Genomic DNA, 21,589 nt, shown 5'->3' on the forward strand with positions numbered 1-21,589 from the left:
CGGCGCACGAAGATCCGGCGAGGACCCGGGGCGGACCGGCGAGGCCCGGTGCCCAGGACCCGCACACTCCCGCATCACCAGGCAGAGGAAGGACGATCGTGCCCAGCCTGACCCCGTACGGCCTGACCTGCGAGCTCCTGGAGGAACCCCTCGGGCTCGGCGAGCCCCGCCCGCGCCTGTCGTGGCGGATGGCCTCCGGCGCGCGGGGCGAGGCCCCGGCGGCGTACCGGCTGCGGGTGGCGGCGCGGCCCGAGGACCTCGACGACCCCGCGCGGCTGCTGTGGGACACCGACCTGGTCGAACCGCCCGAGACCCCGTACGTCCGCTACGACGGCCCCCCGCTGCAGTCCGGCGCCCGCTACCACTGGCGGGTCTCGCTGTGGGACGCGACGGGCGCGCCGGCGGGCGAGGCCACGTCCTGGTTCGAGACCGGGCTGCTGCACGCCGACGACTGGAGCGCCGCCTGGATCGGCCCCGACCCCGCTCTCGTCGCGGTCGCCGACCCGCCGCGCGACGACGACCGCACCGAGCGCACCCGCCCGCTGGCGCCCTGTCCGCTGCTGCGCCGCGCGTTCCGGGTCGAGGGGGCGGTCGCGCGGGCCCGGGTGTACGTCACCGCGCGCGGCCTGTACGAGCTGTCGGTCAACGGCCGGCGGGTCGGCGACCACGAGCTCGCCCCCGGCTGGACCGACTACCACGAACGCCTCCCGTACCAGGTGCACGACGTGACGGAGCTGCTGCGCGAGGGCGAGAACGTGATCGGCGCGACCCTCGCCGACGGCTGGTGGAGCGGCTACGTCGGCTTCGACGCCCGCCGCCAGGCGCTGCACTACGGCACGGCCCCGCAGTTCCTCGCCCAGCTCGTCGTGGACCACGCCGACGGCTCGCGCCGCGTCGTCGCCACCGACGGCGCCTGGCGCACCGGGCAGGGCCCCGTCGTCTACAGCGACCTGCTCATGGGCGAGCGCCACGACGCGCGCCTGGCGGCGACGGGCTGGGACGCGCCCGGGTTCGACGACCGCGGCTGGGCCCCGGCCGCCGTCCTCGACCGCGACCTGTCGGCGCTGACCGCGGCCACCGACCGGCCGGTGCGCGTGGTGGCGGAGCTGCCCGCCGTGTCGGTCGCGCCGCGCGGCGACGACCGGCACATCGCCGACCTCGGCCAGAACATGGTGGGCCGGGTCCGCCTGACCCTGCGCGGGCTGCGCCGCGGCGCCTCGGTCAGGCTGCGGCACGCCGAGATGCTCGACGACGGCGAGCTGTACCTGGACAATCTGCGCACCGCCGAGGCCACCGACCACTACGTGGCGGCCGGGGAGCCGGTCGAGGTGTTCGAGCCGCGCTTCACCGTCCACGGGTTCCGGTACGTGGAGATCAGCGGCGTGCCCGGCCCGCTGCGCGCCGAGGACGTGACCGGGGTCGTGCTCATGAGCGACACGCCGGCCGCGGGCGAGTTCCACTGCTCGGACCCGATGGTGACGCAGCTCCAGGCGAACATCGTGTGGGGGCAGCGGGGCAACTTCGTCGCGGTGCCGACCGACTGCCCGCAGCGCGACGAACGGCTCGGCTGGCTGGCCGACGCCCAGGTGTTCCTGCCGACGGCCGCGCGCAACGCCGACGTCGCCGCGTTCTTCGCCCGCTGGATGCGGGACGTGGTCGGCGCCCAGGACGCCGACGGCGCGTTCCCGGACGTGGCCCCGAAGATCTGCGTCACCGACGAGGGCGCCCCCGCCTGGGGCGATGCCGGCGTCATCATCCCGTGGCAGCTCTACCGGCTGTACGGGGACGTGCGGGTGCTCGAACGCTCCTACGACGCGATGGCGGCCTGGGTGGAGCACGTCCGCAGGCACAACCCGGACCTGATCTGGCGCCACCGCGTGGGCAAGCACTACGGCGACTGGCTGCAGATCGGCGTGGAGACGCCCAGGGAGGTGCTGGCCACGGCCTACTTCGCCCGCTCCGCCCAGCTCACCGCGCAGGCGGCCGCCGTGCTCGGCCGCAAGGACGACGCCGCCGCCCACGCCGAGCTGCACCGCTCGATCCGGGAGGCGTTCGTCGAGGCGTTCGTCGAGCCGGACGGGCGGGTGGCCGGCGGCACCCAGACCGCCTACCTGCTCGCGCTGGCCTTCGACCTGCTGCCCGGCCACCTCGTGCCGGCCGCCGCCGGTCACCTGGCCGCCGACGTGGAGGCCCGCGGCCAGCACCTGACGACCGGCTTCCTCGGCGTGTCGCTGCTGTGCCCGGTGCTGACCGAGCACGGCCACGCCGACCTGGCGTACGCGCTGCTGCACCAGGAGGACTTCCCGTCGTGGTGCTACTCGATCCGGCACGGCGCCACCACCATCTGGGAGCGCTGGGACGGCTGGACCGAGGAGGGCGGCTTCCAGTCGGCGAACATGAACTCCTTCAACCACTACGCGCTCGGCTCCGTGGGCGACTGGCTGTACGGGCGGGTCGCCGGCATCGACCAGGACTCCGGCTCGGTCGCCTACCGGCGGCTGCTGCTGCGACCGACCGTCGGCGGGCGGCTGAGCTGGGCGCGGGCGCACCAGGAGACGCCGTACGGCCGCGTCGCGTGCGGCTGGCGCCTGGAGGACGGGGTCGTCGCCGTCGAGGTCTCCGTGCCGCCGGGCGCGACGGCCGTCCTGCACGTCCCCACCTCCGACGCGGCGGCCGTGCGCGAGGGCGGCCTGCCGGTCGAGGCGGCCGAGGGGGTGCGGGTGGCCGGTGAGTGGCGCGGTGTGCTGGCCGTGGAGCTGGCCTCCGGCGACTACGCCTTCACCGCGCCCCTCTGACCCCCGATGCACCCCGAGTCGCTGTCGTACGACTACGCCACCGGCATGGTCTGGTCGCTCACGGAGTGGACCAGGAACCAGTGCGCGACCGAGACGCCCGCCCCGCGGAGCTGCGGGCGCGCCATCTTCGCCTTCCCCCGCACCGCCCTCCCCTAGCCGGACGGGTCCGGTCCGGAAAGCCCGGCCCGGGTGGAGAGCGCCCCCCAGCTCTCCACCCGGGCCGTACCGGTTTCCCGCGCGGGGCTCAGCGGGCGGCCGAGAGGGTGCGCTTGCGGGAGGCGAAGACGTCGTCCACCAGCCCGTACGTGCGCGCCTGCTCGGCCGTGAAGATGCGGTCGCGCTCCAGGTCACGCCGGATCTCCAGCACCGGACGGCCGGTGTGCCGGGACAGGACCTCCTCCTGCTGGTCGCGCATGCGCAGGATCTCGCGCGCGTGGATCTCCAGGTCGCTGGACTGGCCGCGCGCGCCCTCGGTCGCGGGCTGGTGGAGCAGCACCCGGGCGTGGGGCAGCGCGGCCCGCTTGCCGGGCGTGCCCGCCGCCAGCAGCACCGCCGCCGCCGACGCGGCCTCGCCGATGCAGACCGTCTGGATCTCCGGCCGGACGTACTGCATCGTGTCGTAGATGGCCGCCATCGCGGTGAACGACCCGCCCGGCGAGTTGATGTAGAGGCTGATGTCGCGGTCGGGGTCGAGCGACTCCAGGGTCAGCAACTGCGCCATGACGTCGTTGGCGCTGGTGTCGTCGATCGGGGTGCCGAGGAAGATGATGCGGTCCTCGAAGAGCTTGGCGTAGGGGTTGGTCTCCTGCACGCCGTAGGAGGTGCGCTCGGTGAAGGACGGCAGCACGTAGCGTCCGCTCATGATCAGTTCATCCCCCCGGAGATGTGGTCGACGAATCCGTACTCCAGGGCCTCCTGGGCGGTGAACCAGCGGTCGCGGTCGGAGTCGGCCTGGATGCGCTCCAGCGGCTGGCCGGTGTGGTGGGCGATCAGCTCGGCCAGGCGGCGCTTGGTGTGCAGCATGTTCTCCGCCTGGATCTGGATGTCGGCCGCCGTGCCGCCGATGCCGCCCAGCGGCTGGTGCATGACGACGCGGGCGTTGGGCAGGGCGAAGCGCTTGCCCTTGGCGCCGGCGCACAGCAGGAGCTGGCCCATGGAGGCGGCGAAGCCCATGGCCACCGTCGCCACGTCGCACGGCACGAACTGCATCATGTCGTACAAGGCCATCCCGGCGGTCACGGAACCGCCCGGCGAATTGATGTAAAGGGTTATGTCGCGCCCCGGGTCCTCGGCCGCCAGCAAAAGCATCTCCCCACAGAGCCGATTGCAAATGTCGTCGTCGACCTCCTGGCCGAGAACGAGGATGCGCTCTTTCAGAAGACGCTGGCTGAGCTGGTCAGGCCACTGTGTGCGCGAGGTCTCCGTCATGGGTCGCCTTTCTCTCGGACTATGGGGAAACGCTAGACCCGGACCCGCGCCATTCATCGGGCTTTTCGCTGGCGGCGCATTTCTCTCAGGGCGCATTCCTCCGAGAGCGAATAATCATCGACATATACTCACGGATGTGAGAAAGAACCTCCCCCGCCACTGGGCCTGCCTCATCCTGGGCGGGGCGCTGCTGATGCCGTACATGATGGCCGGGGCCCTGGTCGCCGGGCTGACCGCCGGCGGCCGGGGCCAGTTCCTGCTGCCGCTGCAGGTGGGGCTGTACGCGGCCGTGCTCCCGGTGGTCGCGGTCACCGGCCTGTTCCTGCCGGTGCGGGGGCTGGAGGTGAGCGCCGCGCAGGGGCTGCTGGGCGCGCGGGTGGAGACGCCGCCCCGCGAGGCGCGCCGCTCGTGGCAGGAGCGGCGGCGCACGGCCGCGTGGTTCACGCTGCACCTGGCCGTCGGGGGCGTGGTCAGCGGCTTCACGCTGGCGATCGTGCCGTTCACGGTGTACACGCTGGCGCTGCCGTTCCTCGGGGCCCCTCTGCCGGTGATGGGCGTCGAGGTGCGGCCGGGCTGGCCGGCGCTGGCGTGGACCCTGGCCGGGATCGCCGCGCTGGCGGCGCTGGTCCTCATGGCGGCGGGGGCGGGGGCGCTGCTGACCCGGCTGGCGCCCGTGCTGCTCGGCCCGACCCCCGGCGAACGGCTGGCGGCGGCCGAGGAGCGGGCGCGGGTGCTGGCCGAGCGCAACCGGCTGGCCCGCGAGCTGCACGACTCGGTGGGTCACGCGCTGAGCGTGGTGACCCTCCAGGCCGCCGCCGCCGGACGCGTGCTCGACCGCGACCTGGAGACGGCGCGGACGGCGCTGGACGCGATCGAGCGGTCGGCGCGCGCGGCGCTGGAGGACCTCGACCACGCGCTCGGGGTCCTGCGCGCCGGTGACCCGCCCGGCGGGCCCGGGGCACCCGGCGGCTGGGCGACGCTGGACGATCTCGACGCGCTCGTCGCCGCGTCGGGGGCGCCGGTCGAGCACGAGGTGGGCGACGTGTCCGCCGTTCCCGCGCCGGTCTCCCGGGAGGCGTACCGGATCGTGCAGGAGGCGCTCACCAACGCCATCAGGCACGGCCGCTCCCCGGTACGGCTGGCGGTGGCCGTGCGGGACGGCTCCCTGCGGCTGGAGGTGACCAACCGCACCGCCGCCCTCGCCCCCGCACCCCGGAGCGGGAACGGGCCCCGGGGCGGCCGGGGGCTGGAGGGCATGCGCGAGCGCGTCCGGCTCCTGAACGGCGACCTGGACGCCGGACCGGCCGAAGGGGAGGGGTGGTGGCGGGTGAGCGCGCGGCTCCCGCTACGGTCGGCGCCATGACGGTGAGGGTCGTGATCGCCGACGACGAGGACCTGGTGCGCACGGGCCTGCGCGTCATCCTGTCCTCCGAGCCGGGTGTGGAGGTGGTCGGCGAGGCGGCCGACGGCGCCGAGGTTCTGCCCGTGGTGCGCCGCGAGCGCCCCGACGTGGTGCTCATGGACGTGCGGATGCCGGCCGTGGACGGCATCCAGGCGACCCGGCGGCTGGTGGCGCTGGACGACCCGCCGAAGGTGCTCGTCGTCACGACGTTCGAGAACGACGACTACGTCTACGACGCGCTGCGCGCCGGGGCCGACGGGTTCCTGCTCAAGCGGACCCGGCCTGACGAGCTGCTGCGCGCGGTGAAGCTCGTCGCGGCCGGTGACACGCTGCTGTTCCCGGCGGCGATCCGGGCGCTGGCCGCCCGCCGGCCCGGCTCGGACGTGCCGGGCATCGGCCGGCTGACCGGCCGGGAGGGCGACGTGCTGCGGCTGATGGCCCGGGGGCTGTCCAACGGCGAGATCGCGGCCGAGCTCGTCGTGGGCCAGGAGACGGTCAAGACCCACGTCGGCAACGTGCTGGCCAAGCTCGGCGCCCGCGACCGCACCCAGGCCGTCATCGCCGCGTACGAGTCCGGCTTCGTGTCCCCGTCCGACCCCCGCTGAGGCCTCAAGCCGGTTCTCAGAGCTGCTGGTCCTGGCCCTGGTCCTCGCCCGGTGAGCGGCCCGGCGAGCCCTGGCCGCTCTCGCTCGGCGACGGCGTCGGCGAGGGCGAGGGCTGCTGCGGCTCGGGCGTCATCGGGCTGGGCGGCGGCGTCGGCTCGAAGTTGGTGGGCGGCAGCGGCCGGGGCAGCGGCTCGCCGTCCGACCTGCCGAACAGCAGCAGCAGGGCGATCGTCGTCAGCAGCGCCACCAGCACGGCCAGCGCCAGGGCGGCCATGAGCACCCGCCTGCGGGTCTCGGTGAGCGGGGCCGGCCGCGGCGGGGGCCCGGGCAGCGCGGGATCGCGGTCGGTCAGCCAGTACGGCACGAAGTCGGGACCGTGCGCCGGCCCGATGAGGGTGCCCCCGACCATCACCGGCCCCAGGAACCACTCGGCCCCCGGCCGGCCCGGCACGTACGGCACGGCCACCCACGGCGCCCGCCCGGTCTCCATGGCCAGCACCTCAGGCGCGCCCTCCGGCACGGCGGCCCGCGGCCGGGACACCTTGACGAGCCAGCCGCGCATGCCGCCGCCCCGCGCCGACGCCTCGCGCATCGTGGTCACGAAGCGCTCGCGCGCCGCCGCGTCCAGGGCGGCCCCGTGGGTCAGCACGGCCAGGGACACCGCGCGGCCGTCGGCGCCCTGCCCCAGGTACACGAAACCGGCCGGGGCCTGGTGCAGGCGCGCCTGCACGACGAACGGCCCCAGCCGCGGGGGATCGCCATACTGCAGCGGACTTGCCACGTTTGCCATGAAAGCACAGACGTGGCGTGATGCACGTTGGCGGCACGTTTGGTGGAATGGGCGTCATGAGCGTCGCCGAAGAGTTGCCAGGCGGGACGGACGCGGGCGTGCTGCGTCAGGCCCTCGACGAGGTCCGGCGGGTCATCGTCGGCCAGGACCACATGGTCGAGAGGCTGGTCGTGGCCCTGCTCGCGCGCGGGCACTGCCTGCTGGAAGGAGTTCCCGGCGTCGCCAAGACCCTGGCCGCCTCCACCCTGGCCACCGTGGTGGGCGGCACGTTCGCCCGCATCCAGTTCACCCCCGACCTGGTGCCGAGCGACATCGTCGGCACCCGCGTGTTCCACCCGTCCAACGAGAAGTTCGACGTCGAGCTGGGCCCGGTGTTCGTCAACTTCCTGCTGGCCGACGAGATCAACCGGGCGCCGGCCAAGGTGCAGTCGGCGCTGCTGGAGGTGATGGCCGAGCGGCAGGTGACGCTGGCCGGCGTCACCCATCCGCTGCCCCGGCCGTTCATCGTGCTGGCCACCCAGAACCCGATCGAGTCCGAGGGCGTCTACCCGCTGCCGGAGGTGCAGCGCGACCGGTTCCTGTTCCGGGTGCGGGTGCCGCACCCGAGCGCGCACGAGGAACTGGAGATCCTGCACCGCATGAGCGTCACCCCGCCCACGCCGGCGCGGGTGCTGGAGCCGGAGCGGCTGCTCGCCCTGCAGGGCGCGGCCGAGGCGGTCTCGGTGCACCAGCTCGTCGCCGACTACGTGGTACGGCTGGTCATGGCGACCCGCTCGCCGGCCGAGTACGGCCTGGCCGACCTGACCGAGACCATCGAGATCGGGGTGAGCCCGCGCGCCACCCTGGGGCTGGTGTCGGCCGGGCGGGCCCTGGCGCTGCTGCGGGGCCGCGACTACCTGCTGCCCGACGACGTGCGCGACGTGGCCGTGGACGTGATGGCGCACCGGCTGATGCTGACGTTCGACGCGCTGGCCGACGGGGTGGACCCCGAGCAGGTGGTCAGGCAGATCCTGCACGCCGTACCCCCGCCCCTCGTCGTCTGGAACCAGAACCGGTGAGTCCCAGCAGTACTGCCGAGCAGGCGCTGCGGCGCCTGGAGCTGGTGGTGACCCGCAGGCTCGACGGCCTGCTGCACGGCGCCCATCTGGGGCTGCTGCCCGGCACGGGCAGCGAGGCCGGCGACAGCCGGGTCTACGTGCCCGGCGAGGACGACGTGCGGCGCATGGACTGGGCGGTGACCGCGCGCACGACGGTGCCGCACGTGCGCGACCTGATCGCCGACCGCGAGCTGGAGACGTGGGCGCTGGCCGACCTGTCGCCGAGCATGGACTTCGGCACGGCCGACACCGACAAACGCGACCTGGTGGTGTCGGCGATCGGCGCGCTCGGGTTCCTGTCCAGCCGCATGGGCGACCGGTTCGGCGCGCTCGTGCTGCACGACGAGTACGTCCACCGCATGCCCGCCCGCACCGGCCGGCCCGCCCTGTACGGGCTGCTGCACTCGCTGATGGACGCCCCGCGCGGCCGGCCCGTGCCCGACGCGCCCGACCTGGCCGAGGCGATCGAGGTGCTGGCCGCCACCCGAAGGCGGCGCGGCATGCGGGTGGTGGTGTCCGACTTCCTCGACGCCCACCCGGAGCTGGACCCGGCGGCCGAGCGGCCCTGGGAGCGGCCCATCCGCCGCCTGGCGGCCCGCCACCAGGTACTCGCGGTCGAGGTGATCGACCCGCGCGAGCTGGAGCTGCCCGACGTGGGCCGGGTCGCGTTCGCCGACCCCGAGACCGGGAACGTACGCGAGGTGCATCTTTCACCCAAGATCCGGCAAGCCTATGCCGAGGCGGCCGCGGCGCAACGTGAGGGCACCCGGGCGGCGCTGCGCCGCGCCGGCGTCGCCCACCTCGTGCTGCGCACCGACCGCGACTGGGTGTTCGACGTGGCGCAGTTCGTGCTGCGCCAGCGCCGCATGAGCCACCTCGCGCACCGGAGATCCTCATGACCTTCCTGTCTCCCGCGTGGCTGTGGCTGTTCGCGCTGCTCGTGCTGCTGGCCGCCGGTTACGTGGCCGCGCAGTTCGCCCGGCGCCGCTACACGGTCCGCTTCACCAACCTGGCGCTGCTCGACCTCGTCGCGCCCGCCGGGCCGGGCTGGCGCCGGCACGTCGCGCCGGGCCTGTTCCTGCTGATGATGGCGCTGCTGGTGCTCGGCGCGGCCAAGCCCGCCGACCAGGTGCGCGTGCCGCGCGACCGCGCCACCATCATGATCGCGCTGGACGTGTCGCTGTCGATGGACGCCGGCGACGTGCGGCCCAACCGGATCAGCGCGGCCAAGACCGCGGCCCAGGCGTTCGTCAAGGAGCTGCCCGACCGCTTCAACGTGGGCGTGGTGTCCTTCGCCCGGTCCGCGAACGTCGTCATCTCCCCCACCACCGACCACCAGGCCGTGATGACCGCCATCGGCAACCTGTCGACCCGGCCGGGCACGGCCATCGGCGAGGCGGTCTTCAACGCGCTCGACTCGGTCCGCTCGTTCGACCAGGAGGCGGTCACCGACCCGCCGCCGGCCGCCATCGTGCTGCTGTCCGACGGCGACAACACCTCCGGCCGCTCGGTCACCGAGGCCATCGACGCGGCCAAGCAGGCCCGCGTCCCCGTCTCCACGATCGCGTACGGCACGCAGGAGGGCACGGTCTCCATCGACGGCCGGCCGGTCAACGTGCCCGTGAACAAGCAGACCCTGCAGTCGCTGTCCGAGGGCACCAGCGGCCGGGCCTACACGGCCGAGTCGGGCAGCGAGCTGCGCGACGTCTACGAGCAGATCGGCACCTCGCTCGGGTTCAAGCTGGTGAACCAGGAGATCACGCAGTGGTTCATCGTGGCGGCGATCGTCGCGGGGGTGCTGGTGGCGGGCGCCGCCGTCCTGTTCGGTGCGCGGATCCCGTAACGTTCAGGCACGTGGCCCACTACTTCTCCGAACAGCCGGGAGCCGCCAGCAGACCGGGCACCGTCGATCTGGTGCTGCCCGACCTGCACCTGCGGCTGGAGACCGACCGGGGCGTGTTCTCGCCCGAGCGGGTCGACCTCGGCACGCGCGTCCTGCTGGAGACCGTCCCGCCCCCGCCGCGGGAGGGCGACCTGCTCGACCTGGGATGCGGCTACGGCCCGATCGCGCTGACCATGGCCTCGCGCGCCCCGGAGGCGACGGTGTGGGCCGTCGACGTCAACCGCCGCAGCGTGGAGCTCACGGAGCGCAACGCCCGGGCGGCGGGCCTCGGCGGGGTGCGGGCCGTGCACGCCGACGAGATGCCGGACGAGGTGACCTTCCAGGCCATCTGGTCCAACCCGGCGATCCGCATCGGCAAGCCCGCCCTGCACGCGATGCTCACCAGGTGGCTGTCACGCCTCGCGCCGGGCGGCGTCGCCTACCTGGTCGTCCAGAAACACCTCGGCTCCGACTCCCTGCAGCGCTGGCTCGGCGAGCAGGGCTGGCAGGCCTCCCGCGAGGCCAGCCGAGCCGCCTACCGAATCCTGAAAGTGGAAGCATGAGAAGGCAGCTGCGCCCCACCGACGTCAAACGGCTCAACCGCGCCTGGCGGCGTCAGACGGGCAACCGGCTCTCCCTGATCCTCGAGTCGGTCACCGGCCCGTTCAACGTGGGCTCGATCTTCCGGACCGCCGCCGCGTTCGGCGCCGACCAGATCTGGCTGGCCGGCAACGCCACCCCGCCGACCAACCCCAAGGCCGGCAAGACCGCGCTCGGCACCGAGCGGCTGGTCACCTGGCACGAGCCGATGCCGGCCCCCGACGCCGTCAAGGCGGCCCGCGACGACGGCTACACGGTGCTGGCGATCGAGCTGACCGCCGGGGCCGCGCCGCTGCACCGGGCCGACCTCGACCGCGACGTGTGCCTGGTGGTCGGCAGCGAGGACCACGGCTGCTCCCCCGCCCTGCTGGACGCCGTGGACGGCGCCTGCTACATCCCGCAGGTCGGCCGCGTCGGGTCGGTCAACGTCGCCGTGGCGGCCGCCATCGCGCTGGCCGAGGCGCGCCGCCAGGAGTGGCAGAATCTGGCTGAGGCGCCTGAGTCTCCCTGATTTTGGGGGATGCTCGCTGATTCGTAACCGTCGTCCGCATCCACATCGGCATCCACGGAAGGCATACTTCAGGACGTGCTCAGCCGTCGTTTCGCCTTTCTCGACCATCCGGGCCCGCTCGCCTTCGCCCATCGCGGGGGCGCGGCCGAGGGCGCGGAGAACTCCGCCGCGGCCTTCGAGCGGGCGGTCCGGCTGGGCTACACGTACCTGGAGACCGACGCGCGGGCCACGGCCGACGGCGTGCTGCTGGCCTTCCACGACCCGACGCTCGACCGGGTCACCGACCGGCGGGGACGCGTGTCGGAGCTGCCGTACCGCGAGGCGGCCCGGGCCAGGATCGGCGGCGAGCACGAGATCCCGCTGCTGGAGGACCTGCTCGGCACCTGGCCGGAGGCCCGCTTCAACATCGACGTGAAGGAGGCCGGCGCCATCGCGCCGCTGGCCGACGCGATCAGGCGCACCAACGCCTACGAGCGGATCTGCCTGACGTCGTTCTCCGACGAGCGGCTGCTGATGGCCCGGGCCGCGCTCGGCCGCGAGGTCTGCTCGGCGCTCGGCCCGCGCGGCGTGGCCGCGCTGCGCGCCGCCGCCTCGACCTCCGGCTACGGCCGCCTGCTGGCCCGGCTGTCGCGGGCGGGCGTGCCCTGCGCGCAGGTGCCGATGGGCTTTCGCGGGCTGCGCGTCACCACGAGCCGCCTGGTCCGCACGGCGCACGCCATCGGCATGCAGGTGCACGTGTGGACCGTCAACGACCCCGCCCGCATGGACCGGCTGCTCGACCTCGGGGTCGACGGCATCATGACCGACGACATCACCGGCCTGCGCGACGTGCTCGACCGCCGCGGCCAGTGGCATCCCGGCCGCATGGCCGCCTGAGCGGTGGCCGCCACGGCCGCCGGGGCCTCACCGGCAACCTGGACAGCGTCCTAGGAGCGACTCGACACCATGCCCGTACCCGCACCCCCCGCGGTTCCCGACGACCCCACCGCCGACTCCCCGGCCGCCCGCCGGCGCGAGCAGCGCGGCTGGTACGTCTACGACTGGGCCAACTCCGCGTTCTACACCACGATCATCTCGGTGTTCCTCGGCCCGTACCTGATCCCCGTGGCGCGCACCGCGGCCTGCGCCAGGGACTTCCCGACGGTCGCGGCCGAGACGTGCGCGCGCGACTTCGACAAGCTGGCCGCCGCGCATCCCGGGCTCGGGTACGTGGACGTGCTCGGCGCCGACGTGCGCCCCGCGGCGTTCTTCGGGCTGACGCTGACGATCGCGGTGTTCCTGCAGATCGTCTTCCTGCCGATCGTGGGCGCGCTGGCCGACCACACCGGCCGCAAGCGCGAGCTGCTCGGCGCGTTCGCCTACGTGGGCGCGCTGGCCACCATGGGCCTGTACTTCGTGGAGGGCGACCGCTACCTGCTCGGCGGCACGCTGTTCGTCGTCGCCAACCTGGCCTACGGCTCGTCGGTCGTCGTGTACGACTCGTTCCTGCCGCAGATCTCCACGCCGGACGAGCGCGACGCGGTGTCCTCGCGCGGCTGGGCGATCGGCTACCTGGGCGGCGGCCTGCTGCTGGCCCTCAACCTGGTGCTCTACCTCCAGCACGAGAGCCTGGGCCTCAGCGAGGGCATGTCGGTGCGGATCAGCATGATGTCGGCCGGGCTGTGGTGGGCGACGTTCACGATCGTGCCGCTGCTGCGGCTGCGCAACCGGCCGGTGCCCGCCCACGAGGGCACGGCGCTGCGCTCGGTGGCGGGCAGCTTCCGCCAGCTCGGCCGCACCCTGGCCGAGCTGCGGCGCTATCCGCTGACCCTGCTGTTCCTGGTGGCGTACCTCATCTACAACGACGGCATCCAGACCGTCATCGGCAACAGCGCGGCCTTCGCCTCGGAGGCGCTGAAGCTGAGCAAGACCGTGCAGATCAGCGCGATCCTCATGGTGCAGTTCGTGGCGTTCTTCGGCGCGCTGCTGCTGGGCCTGCTGGCCCGCCGGTACGGCACCAAGCGGACCGTGCTGGCCAGCCTGGTGGTCTGGACGGTCATCGTCGTCGCCGCGCTGTACGTCCAGGAGGGACAGGCGACGCAGTTCTACCTCATGGCGCTGGCCATCGCGATCGTGCTCGGCGGCACCCAGGCGCTGTCGCGCTCGCTGTTCTCCCAGGTGATCCCCAAGGGGCGGGAGGCGGAGTACTTCAGCCTGCTCCAGATCAGCGACAAGGGCTCGGCGTTCATCGGCGCGCTGACGGTGACGATCGCGCTGCAGCTCACCAACAGCTACCGGATGGCCATGGTCTCCATGATCGTCTTCTTCGTGGTGGGCTTCGTGCTACTGGCCCTGGTCAACCTGCCCAAGGCCATCCGCGACGCGGGCAATGAGGTGCCCCACCGGATCTGACTCCCGCCTGCCGTCCTCGCGGGCCGGCGGGGCCGCGAGGACCATCGTGCCGGGCCCCTGGGCCGCCCCGGGCCCGGCGACGGGGGTGACCGTGTCGGCGTTCGCCTCGCCGCCGCAGTGGGGACAGGTCACGACGGGGGTGAACCGCTCGCCGCAGGAGTGGACGAGCAGCGCCGGCGGGCCGCCGGGCGGCGTGGCCCAGCGGTCGCCCCAGGCCATCAGCGTGAACAGCGCGGGCACGACGTCACGGCCGGCCTGGGTCAGCCCGTACGCGTAGCGCACCGGCCGGTCCTGGTACGGGCGGCGCTCCACCACGCCCGCCGCCACCAGATGCTCCAGCCGCCGGGTCAGCAGGTTGCGCGAGATGCCGAGGTCCTCGGCCAGTTCGTCGAACCTGCTCAACCCGAGGAAGAGGTCGCGCAGGATCAGCGGCGTCCACGGCTCGCCGAGCACACCGACGGCCTGGGCGATGGAGCAGTGCATCTCACCGAACCTGTTCACGACACCAGCTTAGTGGGTTGATAAAGTGAACTCATGTCAGTTCACATTCAGGACTCACCTGCGAGGGCCTACCGCGAGGCGGGCGAGGCCAAGAACGTCGACGCGGTGATGGCGACCCTGTCCCCCCGGATCTCCTTCCACTCCCCGCTCACCGGCTCGACCCCCTTCGAGGGGCACGACCGGGTGCGCGAGGTGTTCGCCGCGGCCCTGGGCGCGCTCACGGAGGTGCGCTACCACACCGACGTGGGCGACGAGCGGACCCGCATGGTCGCGGCCACCGCCCGGCTGGGCTCGCAGCGCATCGAGGAGTCGGCGCTGCTCCGGCTGGACGAGCACGGGCTGATCGAGGACCTCACCCTGTGGATCCGGCCGCTGCCGGGCCTCACGGCCCTCATGGCGGCCCTGGGTCCCCGGCTGGCGCGGGCCGGCGGCAAGCCCGGGCTGGCGGTGCTGGTGGCGGCGGCCACGCGGCCGCTGGCGGTCATGACCCGCCTCGGGGACCGCACGCTGGTCCCGCTGCTGAACCGCCCCTGACCCGCGACCCCTCCTTCTCGTGAGGCCGGAGCACTGAAAAGAGAGCACTGCTCTTGACGAACGCCGCTCCCAGGAGAGAGCATTGCTCTCATCACAGAGCGATGGTTTCACCTGGGAGTGGTCATGAGTCCTCGTCTCACCTCGGCGGCACTGGCGTCCGCCGGCCTGCTGTTCCTCGTCTACCCGGCCGTACGGCCCGCGGGCGACGACGCCGCCGCCATGGCCGCGCCCGCCTGGGTGGTCGGGCACCTGGCCGCCATGCTGGGGTTCGTCCTGCTGGGACTCGGCCTGCTCGGGCTGCGCGAGTTGCTCGGCGACCGGCTGTCCCTGCGGGCCGCGGCCGTGACCTGGGTGGGCGCGGGCCTGACGCTCCCCTACTACGGCGCCGAGGACTTCGGGCTGCACGTGATCGCGCGCAGGTCGTTGCGCGACGGCGCGCCCGCGCTCATGGAGCTCGCCGGTGAGTTCCGGTTCCATCCCGTGGCGATGACCATGTTCGCCGCCGGGCTGGCGCTGCTCGGCGTCGGGACCGTGCTGGCCGCCGTCGCGGTGCGGCGCTCCGGGCTCATGGCCGCGTGGAGCGCGGCGCCGCTCGCGCTCGGGTTCGCGCTGTTCATCCCGCAGTTCTTCGGCCCCTACCCGCTGCGGGTCGCGCACGGCGCGCTCATCGCCGTGGGCGGGCTGTGGCTGGCGGCCGAGACGTGGCGGTCAGGCCGGCGAGCGCCCGCAGCGGCGTGAACTTCGCCGCCGGCGCCGGTGTCGCCCGGCCCGGACCTGGCGGCCGCACATGCGCAAACGCCGGTCGCACCGGGTCTGGCGCGCCTCCGGAGGGAACTCCTGAGCGCGCGGGCGATTGGATCACGCCACGGGTGGGAATCCCATCACGGTATCAAGCGTTAGACACCGTGGGAGACAGACCCCCCGCGCAATGGGGGCCCTGTAGGAGGCATTCAGACATGGGCGAGCGAGCACTTCGTGGCACCCGGCTCGGGGCAACCAGCTACGAGAACGACCGTAACACGGATCTGGCCCCACGCCAGGAGGTGTCTTACACCTGTCCGAAGGGGCATCTCTTCGAGGTACCGCTCGCCGCCGAGGCTGAGATCCCCGCGACGTGGGAGTGCCGCATGTGCGGCGCCACCGCGACGCGGGTGGACGGCGAGCAGCCCGAGTCGAAGAAGACCAAGCCGCCGCGGACTCACTGGGACATGCTCCTGGAGCGGCGGTCGATCGAGGATCTGGAGGAGGTGCTCAACGAGAGGCTGGCCGTCCTGCGCGCCCAGCGTCGCAAGAGCGCCTGAACTCATCTTCACGGTGTGAGGGCCCCCGGGCAGCCGCCCGGGGGCGCCTTGTTGGACGCCGGTCTCCGATGACGGGGACCGGCGTTCGCCATGCCCGCGGATCGGCCTGACGGAGGCCGCCCGCCCCTCGTGGCGTTCAGCTCCCGCAGGAGCAGTCGCAGCAGTCGCAGCAGCCATCACAACCGTCGCACCCGTCACGCAGGAAGCAGCGCTCGTCCCAGGCGGCGTTCTTCAGCTCGCTCCACTCGGGCCGCCACAGCCCGCAGGTGACGACGGTGCCCACGGCGGCCACCGTCCGCAGGGGCCAGACGGGACGCCGCCGGGACGCCGTCTCGTGCCCGCCGAAGGCGCGGGTCACCGCCCGCCGTACCTCGGTGCCGAGCAGCACGTCCACGAGGTGCCGCTGCTCCAGCTCCAGGTCGCGTACGGCGAGCCCGATGCCGTGGGCGGCGTCGTCGCAGACCCGCCGCGCCTCCTCCCGGGCGGTGCCCGTGGCGGTGAGCGGGTTGAACGCGCCTCGCGCGGCGTCCTCCTCCTGGTCCTCGGCGGCGTCGAGCAGGTGGGCGAGGCGGCCGAACAGTGTGCCGATCTCGGCCAGCGCCGCGGCGTTCCCGGGACGGCCGGCCAGGACCGCCGTGTGCGCGAACGCCGCCGCGACCGCCTCCTCCGTGGGCCGGGTCAGCTCCAGCAGCGCGACCGCCGCTCCCCCGGCGCCGGGGGCGGCCGCACGCCGTTCCCGGTCGGGCAGGGCGGTGGCGGCGCGGCGTTCCCGGTCGAGCAGGGCGGTGGCGGCGCGGCGTTCCCGGTCGAGCAGGGCGGCGGCGGCTCGGCGCTCCAGCGCGATCTGCCGGTCGGCCGTCGCCGCCAGCGTCGCGGTGTCGAAGCCCACCTCCGCCCCGAGCCGCGCCCCGGCCGCCTCCCAGCGGGTCGCCAGCAGGCGGCTCGCGGCGGCCGCGGCCGGGGCCGCGTCGCCGTCCGCGGCGTGGTCGCGGAGCCGCCCGGCGGCCAGCACCAGCGACACCGAGGCGGCCAGCCGCGCCCCCCGCGCCCGATGGTCCACGACGTCGGCCCGGCGGAGGCCGCGCAGCGCGCACGGGCCCGCGGTGCGGTGCGGAGAGGCGGACGGGAGCTGGGCCTCGGTGAGCACCGAGACGATCAGGGTGTCGTAGTTGGTGGCCAGCCGGGCGGCCTGCCCCTGCCCGTCCCTCAGCGTGAGGCAGAGGCCGCACAGGTGGGCGCGCCACGCGTCGCGCACGCTCGCGCAGGCATGCGTGACGCAGGGGCGGATGATTCCGAACACACAACCTCGCCGGTCTTGGAACGATCTATGCGATTGGTCGGAGGATCGTACTGCGAAAGCGGCTCGGGATGATACGGGCCCTCCCCCGGAGCGGGACGATGTGTCTACTCGACCGGGTCCGCGTCCGAACTCAGACGTAGTAGGTCCACGGCAGGACCTGGGCGGCGGTCGTGCAGAACGCCTCGGAGGCCATGCAGGAGCCCGGCTGTCCTGTCTCACCTGATGTGAGGCAGCCTCATCGATCATGAGGCATCCCACCGATCAGTCGCGGAGTTCGCCTTCAAGGAGGCCCATAAGGATCATGTCGTGCCACTTGCCATCACGACGGAAGCACTCGCGGACGCGGCCCTCCTCGACGAAGCCCACCTTCTCGTAGACGCGGCGCGCGGCGGTGTTCTCTGCCGCGAAGTCCAGAGTGATCCGGTGCAGACGCATTTCATTGAAGCCGTACCTGCACATCAGGCGCATCGCCTCAGTGGCGTAGCCACGACCCCAGACATCCTTTTCGCCGAGCTGGATATCCAGCTCGGCATTCCCGACCTCCGGCTTGGCGTCCCTGAGCCGGACGAACCCGACGGCACGCTGATCGTGGAGCGACTCGATGATGAACCGGCAGTTCTCGTAGCTGTTGCGCGACACCGCCGCCAGCCGCTCCTGCGCCTGCACGAACGACTCGGGATAGCCGCTGCTCATCCAGCGCATCACCTCGGGGTCGTGACTCCAGCGCCATATGCTCTCGAAATCCGTGGGTTCGACGGCGCGTAGGCGGACAAGCTTTCCCGTCAGCATCGCCGAGTTCTACCAGCGTGCGATCCGGACAATCAACTGATCCCCCACATCGATGAGACAGTCCGCAGTATGGAGAGGTACGACGAATCCACCATGCCGAGAGAACGCGGAGATGCCTCAGGATTGAACGAGACGGAACACCAGCCCCGATGCCCATGGAGCATCGATCTCTCCTGTCGCACTGCCCGGAGGCCGCCTTGACAGAGATCACCCCTGCCCGGTTACGCGACCTCGCCGGCCGCGCCCAGGCCCTCGCCGCGGAGGTCCGGGCACTGGCCGGCAGCCCGGCCCTCGATTCCCTCGAACGGGAGCACCTGCGCGCGGCCCTGCACGCCGCGGACTGGCTCGACCGGGGCGGCGAGGATCTGCGGCGCGCGGCGGGCGACCTGGCCAGGCTCCGCTCCGTTCCGGAGCCGGCGTGCGGCGTCCCGTGGGGCGTATGTCCCGAGCACGGCAACACCCTGTCCTCCAGCGGGGGCGTCACCACCTGCCGGGTGTGCCGCCGCCGCTGGGACCATGACCGGCTCGGCCGGCCGTGCCAGGAACCGGTGACGTGGAAGGTCACCGACCGGGCGGGCACCGTGACCAAACTGTGCGACGGCCACGTCCTCGCGGCCCGCGCGGCCGTCGAGGGCGCCACCTTCACCCGCCTCGACACCACCAGAGGCGACCAGCCCTGACCGGTCCGCTCGCTGCGCCACGCTGCCCTTCCACCCCGGCCGCTGAACCGCACCGTCAGGCGGTCTCGTTCACGACGGCGGTCCGGCGCGGCAGAACCGGCAGCGCGAGCCAGATCAGCGACGCGCCCGCCACCACGTGCACGGCGCTGGTGAGCAGCGTGTCGGGCAGCGGGGCGAGCACCGCCAGCAGCGGCAGCGCGACACCGTACCCGTACACGGCGGGCCGGGGGAAGATCCGCGAGCGCGCCATCGAGACGGCGAACAGCACCGTGCCGGCCACGAACACCGCGGTCGCGGCGAGGAACGCCGCCCTGGTCGGCCCCTGGAGCAACCGCTCCACGATCGCGGGCTCCAGGTAGAACAGCACGAGGTTCAGGGTGAACGCGACACCGGCGAACAGGCCGAGCCCGACGACGTTCACCGCGTACGCGACGAGCCCGAAGCGCCCGCCGGCGGCGGCCTGGTGGAGGTAGAGGACCGTCAGGGCCGGTGTTCCCAGCGCGGTCCCGAGCCCGAGGACGAAGCTCGTCACGGCGGTCTCGCCGGTGAACGCCTCGACCAGTGCCGGGCCCGCGATCGACAGGCCCAACAGAATCGCGCAGATCGCGCCGAAGCGCGGCAGCCAGGTGGAAGTCATGAGGAAGCGGCTCCTTGCCGTCGGCAGTGGACGTGACGACCGTAGGAGGCCCGGGGCCGGCGGGTGCAGATGCCGGTCGTCCCGGCTCACGTCCGGAGGTCACGGCGCGTACGCCGGGCGGGGCCGCCGGATCCGGAGCCGACCGTGCCGGTCGGCATGTGCCGTCCGGCCAGAACCGGCCCGCGACGATCGACCCCCGGCGGAAGCGGGGCGTAGCCTGACGGCGGGCGCTCCGGCCGGACGGACGGGGACCCGCCGCCGCACACGAGCGGCTCCCGTTCCCCTCACCGAGGTCGCGCGAGCCGGGCACGGCCGTGAGGGACGTGCCGCCCGGGAGGCGGCGTGCCGCCGTACCGGTAGGGAGGGTTTGGGATGACTCCGTCACCGACCGCGCTCGCCCCGGCCGCCGACACCCCGTCACGCGCGTCCGGGCGTCCGGTGCCGTGGGTCGCGCCGGTGCTCTACGCCGCGGTTCTGGCGGCCGGGCTGTACCACGACGCCGTCGCCGCCGTCCCTCCGCCGCCCTCCGCGGTGGCCGTCTTCGTCGCCGGTCTGGCGGCGTTGTCCGGCCTGGACGTGCTGGAGCGGCGCTGCTACCGCGCGCGGACGCCCAAGGGCCCCGCCGCCGCCCTCGCGGGAGCCCGGCTGGCCCTGTTCGTCGTGGTCGCGGCCGCCGATCCGGCCGGCCTGTCCCGGGTGCTGTGGGTCCTGCTGCCGTTCACCGCGTACTTCGCCTTCGGCCGCCGTGTCGCGATCGCGCTGGCCGCCGTGTGCCTGGGCCTGCTGGTCGCGTGGTTCTCGATCGCCGCGCCGGGCTGGTACCTGAACGCGGCCTACGTCTCCGACCTGCTCATGTTCGTCCTGGGCCTGGTCCTCGCCGTCGCCATGGCCGCCGTGGCGGTCGGCGAGCAGGAGTCGCGTACGCGACTGGAGCACGCGCTGCACGAGGTGGCGGAGTCCCACACGCGGCTCAGCAGGTACGCCGAGCGCGTCGCCGAGCTCACGGCGGCCGAGGAGCGCAACCGGGTGGCGCGCGAGATCCACGACAGTCTGGGGCATCACCTCACCGCCGCCGCGGTGCAGATGGAGAAGGCGGAGGCGTTCCTCGACCGCGACCGGCCCACCGCCGAGCGCGCCCTGGCCGACGCGCGGACGTCGGCCGCGCGGGCCCTGGAGGAGGTCCGTCACTCGGTACGCGCGCTGCGCGGGGAGGCGGGGCCGTTCCGCCTGTCGGAGGCGCTCGCCGAGCTCGTACGGCTCCTGGACGGCGCCCGTCCGCACGTGACCCTGGAGACGGCCGGCGACGAGGCGGGCTACGACGCCGCGGCGCTGAGGGCGCTGTACCGCGCCGCGCAGGAGGCGCTGACCAACGCCCTCAGACACGCCGCCGCCGGACGGGTCACGGTCTCGGCGACCTGCGGGGACGTGGAGGCGCTGCTCGTCGTGACGGACGACGGCACCGGCCTTCCCCCCGGCCCCTGGGAGGAGCGGGGGGTCGGCCTGCGCGGGATGCGGGAGCGGATGCGCCTCGCCGGCGGAGCCGTCGCCGTCACGAGCCAGGCGGGGCACGGCACCACCGTCACCGTGACCGTGCCGCGCCGGTCGGCGGTGGGCCGATGACGCTCTCCCCCGCGGACCCCAACGGTCCGGCCGGACCAGGCGAGCAGCGCGTGCGGGTGCTGGTCGTCGACGACCAGGAACTGGTCCGCGAGGGCATCGCCTCCCTGCTCGGCATCCAGCCCGGCATCGTCGTCGTGGGCACGGCCGCGGACGGCCGGGAGGCCGTCGAGGCCGCGCTCTCGCTGGAGCCGGACGTGGTCCTCATGGACGTCCGCATGCCGCGCATGAACGGCGTCGAGGCGGTGTCGGTCCTGCGCCACCGGGCCCCCGCCTGTCGCGTGGTGATGCTGACGACCTTCGACAACGACGAGTACGTCGTCGAGGCGCTGCGGGCGGGCGCGGCCGGCTACCTGCTGAAGAACCTCCCCGCCGCCCGGCTCGCCGAGGCGGTGCGGCTGGCGTCCGCCGGCGTCGCCCAGCTCGACGCCTCGGTCACCCTGCGCCTGGCCGCCGCCCTGCCGTCCGAGCCGGGACCCGGCCGCGACGCCGGGCCGTCACCGGCCTCGGTCCTGACGCCGCGCGAGATCGAGGTCCTGCGGCTCATCGCGACCGGGTCGACCAACAGGGAGATCGCGGCACGCATGTACCTCAGCGAGGGCACGGTGAAGAACCACATCTCGCGGATCCTCGGCCGGCTGGGCCTGCGCGACCGGACCCAGGCCGCCGTCTACGCCAGGGATCACCGGCTCCTGTGAACGCCCCCGGGAAGCGCGGCCACGCCGGGCC

The 21,589-nt window shown here is 73.6% G+C and carries 24 protein-coding genes; 17 read left to right on the forward strand and 7 right to left on the reverse strand.

What is annotated here, in order from left to right:
• Window positions 1-98 precede the first annotated feature (98 nt).
• Both HTZ77_RS11305 and HTZ77_RS11310 read left to right on the forward strand, forming a co-directional pair.
• Window positions 99-2,795, forward strand: a complete 2,697-nt coding sequence (locus HTZ77_RS11305) for an alpha-L-rhamnosidase (RefSeq protein ID WP_205302493.1) — start codon at window positions 99-101, stop codon at window positions 2,793-2,795.
• Between the two features lie 6 nt (window positions 2,796-2,801).
• Window positions 2,802-2,951, forward strand: a complete 150-nt coding sequence (locus HTZ77_RS11310) for a hypothetical protein (protein ID WP_175589460.1) — start codon at window positions 2,802-2,804, stop codon at window positions 2,949-2,951.
• Window positions 2,952-3,039: 88 nt separating this feature from the next.
• Here the strand turns inward: HTZ77_RS11310 and HTZ77_RS11315 are convergent, their stop codons facing one another.
• Together HTZ77_RS11315 and HTZ77_RS11320 are read right to left on the reverse strand one after the other, a co-directional pair.
• Window positions 3,040-3,657: an ATP-dependent Clp protease proteolytic subunit gene (locus HTZ77_RS11315; protein ID WP_175589461.1), complete on the reverse strand. Its 618-nt coding sequence runs from the start codon at window positions 3,655-3,657 to the stop codon at window positions 3,040-3,042.
• Window positions 3,658-3,659: 2 nt separating this feature from the next.
• Window positions 3,660-4,223 (reverse strand): ClpP family protease, encoded by a 564-nt coding sequence (locus tag HTZ77_RS11320; protein ID WP_175589462.1) that lies wholly within the window; start codon window positions 4,221-4,223, stop codon window positions 3,660-3,662.
• Between the two features lie 136 nt (window positions 4,224-4,359).
• On the opposite strand from HTZ77_RS11320, the gene HTZ77_RS11325 reads away from it, so the two are divergent.
• Together HTZ77_RS11325 and HTZ77_RS11330 are read left to right on the forward strand one after the other, a co-directional pair.
• Window positions 4,360-5,586 (forward strand): sensor histidine kinase, encoded by a 1,227-nt coding sequence (locus HTZ77_RS11325; RefSeq protein ID WP_328808529.1) that lies wholly within the window; start codon window positions 4,360-4,362, stop codon window positions 5,584-5,586.
• Window positions 5,583-6,230, forward strand: coding sequence for a response regulator transcription factor (locus tag HTZ77_RS11330; protein ID WP_175589463.1), 648 nt, complete (start codon window positions 5,583-5,585; stop codon window positions 6,228-6,230). Before HTZ77_RS11325 ends, HTZ77_RS11330 begins: the two co-directional genes overlap by 4 nt.
• Before the next feature lie 16 nt (window positions 6,231-6,246).
• Here HTZ77_RS11330 and HTZ77_RS11335 read toward each other — a convergent pair whose 3' ends face one another.
• Window positions 6,247-7,020: a hypothetical protein gene (locus HTZ77_RS11335; RefSeq protein ID WP_175589464.1), complete on the reverse strand. Its 774-nt coding sequence runs from the start codon at window positions 7,018-7,020 to the stop codon at window positions 6,247-6,249.
• Window positions 7,021-7,076: 56 nt separating this feature from the next.
• On the opposite strand from HTZ77_RS11335, the gene HTZ77_RS11340 reads away from it, so the two are divergent.
• From HTZ77_RS11340 to HTZ77_RS11370, 7 genes are all read left to right on the forward strand, one after another.
• The gene (locus HTZ77_RS11340; protein ID WP_175589465.1) at window positions 7,077-8,078 is read left to right on the forward strand and encodes an AAA family ATPase; all 1,002 of its coding nucleotides are present in this window, start codon (window positions 7,077-7,079) and stop codon (window positions 8,076-8,078) included.
• Window positions 8,075-9,016 (forward strand): DUF58 domain-containing protein, encoded by a 942-nt coding sequence (locus HTZ77_RS11345; protein ID WP_328808530.1) that lies wholly within the window; start codon window positions 8,075-8,077, stop codon window positions 9,014-9,016. The genes HTZ77_RS11340 and HTZ77_RS11345 overlap by 4 nt, the downstream gene beginning before the upstream one ends.
• Window positions 9,013-9,960 carry a VWA domain-containing protein gene (locus HTZ77_RS11350; protein WP_175589466.1) on the forward strand — a complete coding sequence of 316 codons (948 nt, stop codon included), beginning with the start codon at window positions 9,013-9,015 and terminating at the stop codon, window positions 9,958-9,960. Before HTZ77_RS11345 ends, HTZ77_RS11350 begins: the two co-directional genes overlap by 4 nt.
• 11 nt (window positions 9,961-9,971) lie before the next feature.
• On the forward strand, window positions 9,972-10,562 hold the full coding sequence (locus HTZ77_RS11355) for a class I SAM-dependent methyltransferase (protein WP_175589467.1): 591 nt from the start codon (window positions 9,972-9,974) through the stop codon (window positions 10,560-10,562).
• Window positions 10,559-11,110 carry a TrmH family RNA methyltransferase gene (locus HTZ77_RS11360; protein ID WP_175589468.1) on the forward strand — a complete coding sequence of 184 codons (552 nt, stop codon included), beginning with the start codon at window positions 10,559-10,561 and terminating at the stop codon, window positions 11,108-11,110. The genes HTZ77_RS11355 and HTZ77_RS11360 overlap by 4 nt, the downstream gene beginning before the upstream one ends.
• Window positions 11,111-11,185: 75 nt before the next feature.
• Window positions 11,186-11,986, forward strand: coding sequence for a glycerophosphodiester phosphodiesterase (locus tag HTZ77_RS11365; protein WP_175589469.1), 801 nt, complete (start codon window positions 11,186-11,188; stop codon window positions 11,984-11,986).
• A 69-nt stretch (window positions 11,987-12,055) separates the two neighbouring features.
• Window positions 12,056-13,501: an MFS transporter gene (locus HTZ77_RS11370; RefSeq protein WP_175589470.1), complete on the forward strand. Its 1,446-nt coding sequence runs from the start codon at window positions 12,056-12,058 to the stop codon at window positions 13,499-13,501.
• Here the strand turns inward: HTZ77_RS11370 and HTZ77_RS11375 are convergent.
• Entirely contained in the window at window positions 13,433-14,002 is a 570-nt protein-coding gene (locus tag HTZ77_RS11375; RefSeq protein ID WP_205302494.1) for a winged helix-turn-helix transcriptional regulator, read from the reverse strand. The genes HTZ77_RS11370 and HTZ77_RS11375 overlap by 69 nt on opposite strands.
• Before the next feature lie 33 nt (window positions 14,003-14,035).
• On the opposite strand from HTZ77_RS11375, the gene HTZ77_RS11380 reads away from it, so the two are divergent.
• The 3 genes from HTZ77_RS11380 to HTZ77_RS11390 all read left to right on the forward strand — a co-directional run bounded on the left by HTZ77_RS11380 (window position 14,036) and on the right by HTZ77_RS11390 (window position 15,837).
• Window positions 14,036-14,536: a nuclear transport factor 2 family protein gene (locus HTZ77_RS11380; RefSeq protein ID WP_175589471.1), complete on the forward strand. Its 501-nt coding sequence runs from the start codon at window positions 14,036-14,038 to the stop codon at window positions 14,534-14,536.
• Window positions 14,537-14,659: 123 nt separating this feature from the next.
• Window positions 14,660-15,274, forward strand: a complete 615-nt coding sequence (locus HTZ77_RS11385; protein WP_175589472.1) for a hypothetical protein — start codon at window positions 14,660-14,662, stop codon at window positions 15,272-15,274.
• 218 nt (window positions 15,275-15,492) lie between these two features.
• Entirely contained in the window at window positions 15,493-15,837 is a 345-nt protein-coding gene (locus HTZ77_RS11390; protein WP_175589473.1) for an RNA polymerase-binding protein RbpA, read from the forward strand.
• 136 nt (window positions 15,838-15,973) lie between these two features.
• Here the strand turns inward: HTZ77_RS11390 and HTZ77_RS11395 are convergent, their stop codons facing one another.
• Both HTZ77_RS11395 and HTZ77_RS11400 read right to left on the reverse strand, forming a co-directional pair.
• A complete protein-coding gene (locus HTZ77_RS11395) occupies window positions 15,974-17,137 on the reverse strand; it encodes a DUF5685 family protein (RefSeq protein WP_175589474.1) in 1,164 nt (387 codons plus the stop codon).
• Window positions 17,138-17,398: 261 nt separating this feature from the next.
• Entirely contained in the window at window positions 17,399-17,926 is a 528-nt protein-coding gene (locus HTZ77_RS11400) for a GNAT family N-acetyltransferase (RefSeq protein WP_175589475.1), read from the reverse strand.
• A 197-nt stretch (window positions 17,927-18,123) separates the two neighbouring features.
• On the opposite strand from HTZ77_RS11400, the gene HTZ77_RS11405 reads away from it, so the two are divergent.
• Window positions 18,124-18,606, forward strand: a complete 483-nt coding sequence (locus HTZ77_RS11405) for a hypothetical protein (RefSeq protein ID WP_175589476.1) — start codon at window positions 18,124-18,126, stop codon at window positions 18,604-18,606.
• 55 nt (window positions 18,607-18,661) lie between these two features.
• Here HTZ77_RS11405 and HTZ77_RS11410 read toward each other — a convergent pair whose 3' ends face one another.
• Entirely contained in the window at window positions 18,662-19,243 is a 582-nt protein-coding gene (locus HTZ77_RS11410) for a hypothetical protein (RefSeq protein WP_175589477.1), read from the reverse strand.
• Window positions 19,244-19,615: 372 nt separating this feature from the next.
• On the opposite strand from HTZ77_RS11410, the gene HTZ77_RS11415 reads away from it, so the two are divergent.
• Both HTZ77_RS11415 and HTZ77_RS11420 read left to right on the forward strand, forming a co-directional pair.
• Window positions 19,616-20,863 carry a sensor histidine kinase gene (locus HTZ77_RS11415; protein ID WP_175589478.1) on the forward strand — a complete coding sequence of 416 codons (1,248 nt, stop codon included), beginning with the start codon at window positions 19,616-19,618 and terminating at the stop codon, window positions 20,861-20,863.
• Window positions 20,860-21,558 carry a response regulator gene (locus tag HTZ77_RS11420; protein WP_175589479.1) on the forward strand — a complete coding sequence of 233 codons (699 nt, stop codon included), beginning with the start codon at window positions 20,860-20,862 and terminating at the stop codon, window positions 21,556-21,558. The genes HTZ77_RS11415 and HTZ77_RS11420 overlap by 4 nt, the downstream gene beginning before the upstream one ends.
• Window positions 21,559-21,589: the final 31 nt, after the last annotated feature.

The sequence above is a fragment of the Nonomuraea montanisoli genome, assembly GCF_013363975.1.
In the GTDB taxonomy this organism is placed as follows: Bacteria; Actinomycetota; Actinomycetes; order Streptosporangiales; family Streptosporangiaceae; genus Nonomuraea; species Nonomuraea montanisoli.